We start from the raw sequence: 4,526 nt of genomic DNA, 5'->3' as shown, positions 1-4,526 counted from the left end.
GTACGTATACTAAAATAAAAATGTCTTATTTATAGAGCTATTTTTTTATTCAATATAAACCATATTAGGATAAATTTTTTCCATGACTTCGTCAGGATAATAATCATCAAAAAATGCTTCAATTCTATTGCTTGGAGGTATTTCTAATCTTCTTTCAGATTGACGGTAAAGAGCCATAGCAGATGCCGATGTATTGAACACCATAAAGAAAACTAATATCCAAGTTAATGGAATACCAATATGATTTGGGATTTTTTCGATTAAGATAGAAGCTTTCGGGAAAATATATCGAATCCAAGCAATGGCTAATAATCCCCAAAATAATGAGTAAAGTAAATTAACTCGACCATTTAAATTGAACCAAAAATTACTATAGTCCCAAGATATAGTCCCAAAACATTGCTCTTGAAAATAGCTACAAATATATTCAAAAATACTTCCAATCACAAATCCTCCTGCTAAGATGATTCGGTCTGGTTTTTCTCTTAAAGGATAGAGGCCAGCGGTCATGCATAAAGCACCTAATCCGTAAACTAGATTAAAAGGCCCAAGAATTAAGCCAGTTCGACTCTCAATAACACCACGGGTTATCATACACCATATCGTTTCAATGACGACTCCTAAGAAGGATGCGACAAAAAAAAGCCAAAAAAGCTTATAAAAGTTTAATCCTTTAGCAAATGATGAAGGATGATGTGAAGTCACCATGATAGATCGCCTCCTACAGGACATTGTCCTAACGTATCTCTTAATAAAATATACAAAGAATAAAAAAAGGTAACATTAAAAACAGTTTTTTTAGCCATATTAAGATAGATAAGTTTAAATAAAGGAGTAGTTGTATGAATGTTAAATTTAAAGGAAATTATGTGACACTTGAAGGAACTCATGTTAAAGTAGGACACCCTTCTCCGAAATTTGTTGTGACTGATCAAGAATTAAATGCGGTTGAATCTAAAAATTTTACAGGTAAGAAGGTTTATGTTAGTGTTCCCTCCATTGATACACCCGTTTGTGATACAGAGGTTCGTCGGTTTAATCAAGAAGCAGCAGCGCTTGATAATGTAAGTGTTTATGTCATTTCAATGGATCTTCCCTTTGCACAAGCTAGATGGTGTGGAGCGGCTGGAATTGATAACGTACAAGTTTTATCTGATTATAAAAAACATGACTTTGGTATGAAGTTTGGAACGTATATTAAAGAATTAGGACTGTTAACTCGTGCTGTTTTTGTTGTAGATGAAACTGATACGATTACTTATGTAGAGTACTGTGAAGAAGTCACAGAAGAACCGAATTACGCTAATGTGTTACAGGCATTAAAACGATAAGTTGCTTTAGTGGTTATAAGTATCTTAATTATTTTGATGAATAAAAAATCCTACTCAGTAGGATTTTTTTTGTTTTGATATAAAGAAGAATACGTTTTTCGATACTGTAAAGGCGTGATTTGATAGTAAGTTTTAAAGGATTTAAAGAAATAACTTTTATCATTAAAGCCAACACAATGCATGATTTCAGTCGTTGTTAAATTAGTGGTTATTAATAACCGTTTAGCATGCTCAAGTTTAAGTGAGAGAAGTTTTTTCGAAAAGGACTGGTGGAAAAGCTTTTTAAATAATGTTGAAAAATAGGCCGGATGAAAATTGAAATATTCAGCTGTTGAAGATAGCGTTGCGGTGCAAAAATTATCACTTAAATATTTTAAAATTTTCCCTTCATCATAGCATTGCATCATACTAGAGTCATGAATAACGAGGTAGGGAATATGATTTCGATCGAGTTGTGACATCAGAATCACTAACAACAGTTTATAGTTTTTAGCGGAATGCACAGCCTGTTTATATTGTGTCAATTCAGTTAAGAACAAATGAAGGGTTGAGAGAATGGATGAATCTTTTTGATAATCAAATAATAGATACTCATTTTTTGCATCTGTTAAATTTAATAAATCGTAAAAAATAGGGCAGTCTGCAATTTGTGAAACAATGAAGTTATCAAAAAAATCTTCATGACAGTCAAAGATAAAAACCACGTCAGTTGACTGTTTTTTTTGAAGTTTATAATGGCATCCTTTTTTTATAAACATAATGGAATAAGGCATGCAAATAATGGTTTCCTTACCAATTATAAGTTTACATTTATTGAAAAATATCAACATGGTAAAACAGGATGATTTAGCTATAATTGATGAGATATCATCAGGTATCGTGCAGATTTGATAATGAAATAACTTATTAAATGAATTCTTTTTGGTATAAATATTTTTTGATTCATTGAAAGTAAAACCTTGATGGTTTTTTATTTGTAATGCTTTATGAAATGGTATAAAGGTCTCGTTGTTAATGATCAAATCAATCTCATCCTTTCGCCCCCTCATTCTACAATATCAAACTAAATTAAACAACATTTCTTAAAATAAACCACTTTTTTACTTATTAGGCTCAACTTACCACATTGTGAAATTTTGTTATAATATCTGTGTAAATCGTGAAAAAAATGACATATTTAAGGGGGTTCGTCTTAATGATGAACAAAGCTTTCAAAAAGACGACATTTAGCTTGATGTCTATCATGTTAGCGGCATCAGTTTTATTTGGATGTCAGTCAAATAATGTAACGGAAGAGCAACAGAATGATGCTACAACAGGTGCAACAACAGCTAATGTGGTTGCAGGAACATACACTGGAACGGCAGCAGGGTTTGGAGGAGATGTTGTCGCAACAGTTGAGGTTGACGATGAAGGAACAATTCTTTCAATTGACGTTGATGCATCAGGAGAAACACCAACGATTGGGGGAGCAGCTGCACCTAAATTAGCAGCATCGATTGTTGAACATCAAAGTCTTGCAGTTGATACGATTTCAGGTGCCACTGGAACGAGTAACAGTGTTTTAACTGCAGTAGAAGATGCGTTAGGACAAGCTGGTTTTGATGTAGAATTAATGAAAAATCGTAAAGTAACAAAAACAGGTGTTGATGAAGAAGTAACAGTTGAGTTAGTTGTTGTTGGAGCAGGTGGTTCTGGAACCGCTGCTGCTTTAGCTGCTGCGGAGGCTGGAACTGATGTTTTAATTATTGAAATGACTAACTCAGTCGGTGGAAACTCAATGTTAGCATCAGGAATGTTTGCGGTTGAGTCAACTTTACAAAAAGAAGAAGGATTAAACTTAACGGTTGATGAAGCTGTTTCTCAACTTTTAGAATTTAATCAATATTTATCAAATGGACCATTAACACGTGCTATTGTTGAAAAATCTGCTTCAACAGTTGATTGGTTAGAGTCATATGGAATGGAGTTCTATTTACCGTCAACAACAACTCAAGCAGCGCATGAAGATAACTTATACAAATGGAAAGCTTATCACAAGTTTGTTGATTCACAAGCAGGATTTGAGAATTTCTATACTCATTTAGAAGAAATGGGAGCTGAAGTTCGTACGAATACAAGCTTAAATGAAATTTTACAAGCTGAAGATGGAACTGTAACAGGAATCACAGCAACTAAAGAAGATGGTGGAATTTTAACTGTTAATGCGGATGCTGTTATTATTGCAACTGGTGGATATGGAGCGAATACTGAAAAAGTATATGAAAACTTACATACAGATTTAGTTTATTCATTAGGTGTTGCCAACTTTGGTGAAGGAATTGATGCTGCAATTGAAGCAGGAGGAATTCCTTGGGATTCATCAACTGCTTTATTACATGCCGCTCAATTGGCAAACTCTTCAACAGGAGCTCAAGGACATTCTGAAGACTTATTAACACAAGTTTTAATGGCACCATTATTATGGGTTGATGCTTCAGGAACACGTATCGGAAATGAAGATGCTATCTATGATACAGTATTCTGGTCAAATGTTGCCTATTCAGCAGGTGGACGTTATTACATCATTGTCGATGAAGCAACATTAGAAGATTTCTCAAATGGAGCAAACATTAAATTATCTGACGCAGGACCTGGATATACAGCAGGAACGGGAGACTTCGTTGCTATGGCAGATGCAGCTGTAGAAGCTGGTTCAGCATTCAAAGGAAGTACATTAGAAGAATTAGCAGCTTCAACTGGAATGAAAGTTGAAGAATTAGAAGAAACTGTTGCACGTTATAATACAATGGTTCAAAATAAAAAAGATACTGACTACGGTAAATCAGCAGATTCATTAGTTTATGAAGTATCTGAAGGAAATTACTATGCGTTTGAAGCACGCGCTGTTTATTTAGGAACAGTAGGTGGAGTTAAAGTCAATGAAAAATTAGAAGTCATTGATTTAGATTATAATGCTATTCCAGGATTATATGTGGTTGGTTCTTCAGCAGGTGGATATTATTCAAACGGAAGTTATCCTCCATATGAAGGATTAGCATGTGGATTTGCTTATACTTCAGGACGTATTGCAGGAGAAAATGCTGCACAATATATTCAAAACAAATAATATAGTTTTAAACTTTACAAAAAAACATGTCTAAAAATACCCTATAGTAAAAATATAAAAAAGCTAACTCAAATCTTGAGTTAGCT

Annotated in this window: 4 protein-coding genes; 2 read left to right on the top strand and 2 right to left on the bottom strand. The window is 33.8% G+C overall.

Annotated features, from left to right (window positions below; all coding sequences use genetic code 11):
• Nucleotides 1-45 precede the first annotated feature (45 nt).
• Nucleotides 46-708, bottom strand: a complete 663-nt coding sequence (locus tag HMPREF9402_RS01980) for a putative ABC transporter permease (RefSeq protein ID WP_006784156.1) — start codon at nt 706-708, stop codon at nt 46-48.
• 134 nt (nt 709-842) lie between these two features.
• Here HMPREF9402_RS01980 and tpx point away from each other — a divergent pair, with 134 nt between their 5' ends.
• Nucleotides 843-1,331 carry a thiol peroxidase gene (tpx, locus tag HMPREF9402_RS01975; RefSeq protein ID WP_009606313.1) on the top strand — a complete coding sequence of 163 codons (489 nt, stop codon included), beginning with the start codon at nt 843-845 and terminating at the stop codon, nt 1,329-1,331.
• 50 nt (nt 1,332-1,381) lie between these two features.
• Here tpx and HMPREF9402_RS01970 read toward each other — a convergent pair whose 3' ends face one another.
• Complete coding sequence (locus HMPREF9402_RS01970; RefSeq protein WP_229040059.1) at nt 1,382-2,104, bottom strand: helix-turn-helix domain-containing protein; 723 nt, start codon at nt 2,102-2,104, stop codon at nt 1,382-1,384.
• A gap of 422 nt (nt 2,105-2,526) precedes the next feature.
• On the opposite strand from HMPREF9402_RS01970, the gene HMPREF9402_RS01965 reads away from it, so the two are divergent.
• Nucleotides 2,527-4,440, top strand: coding sequence for an FAD-dependent oxidoreductase (locus tag HMPREF9402_RS01965; protein ID WP_006784153.1), 1,914 nt, complete (start codon nt 2,527-2,529; stop codon nt 4,438-4,440).
• Nucleotides 4,441-4,526: the final 86 nt, after the last annotated feature.

The organism is Turicibacter sp. HGF1, from assembly GCF_000191865.1.
Taxonomy (GTDB): Bacteria; Bacillota_I; Bacilli_A; order MOL361; family Turicibacteraceae; genus Turicibacter; species Turicibacter sanguinis.
This window is presented reverse-complemented; position numbering and strand designations above follow the sequence as displayed.

What these genes read in the sequence shown, in the direction of transcription:
- HMPREF9402_RS01980 (WP_006784156.1), bottom strand. Translation starts at nt 708, where the DNA reads ATGGTGACTTCACATCATCCTTCATCATTTGCTAAAGGATTAAACTTT.
- tpx (WP_009606313.1), top strand. Translation starts at nt 843, where the DNA reads ATGAATGTTAAATTTAAAGGAAATTATGTGACACTTGAAGGAACTCAT.
- HMPREF9402_RS01970 (WP_229040059.1), bottom strand. Translation starts at nt 2,104, where the DNA reads ATGCCTTATTCCATTATGTTTATAAAAAAAGGATGCCATTATAAACTT.
- HMPREF9402_RS01965 (WP_006784153.1), top strand. Translation starts at nt 2,527, where the DNA reads ATGATGAACAAAGCTTTCAAAAAGACGACATTTAGCTTGATGTCTATC.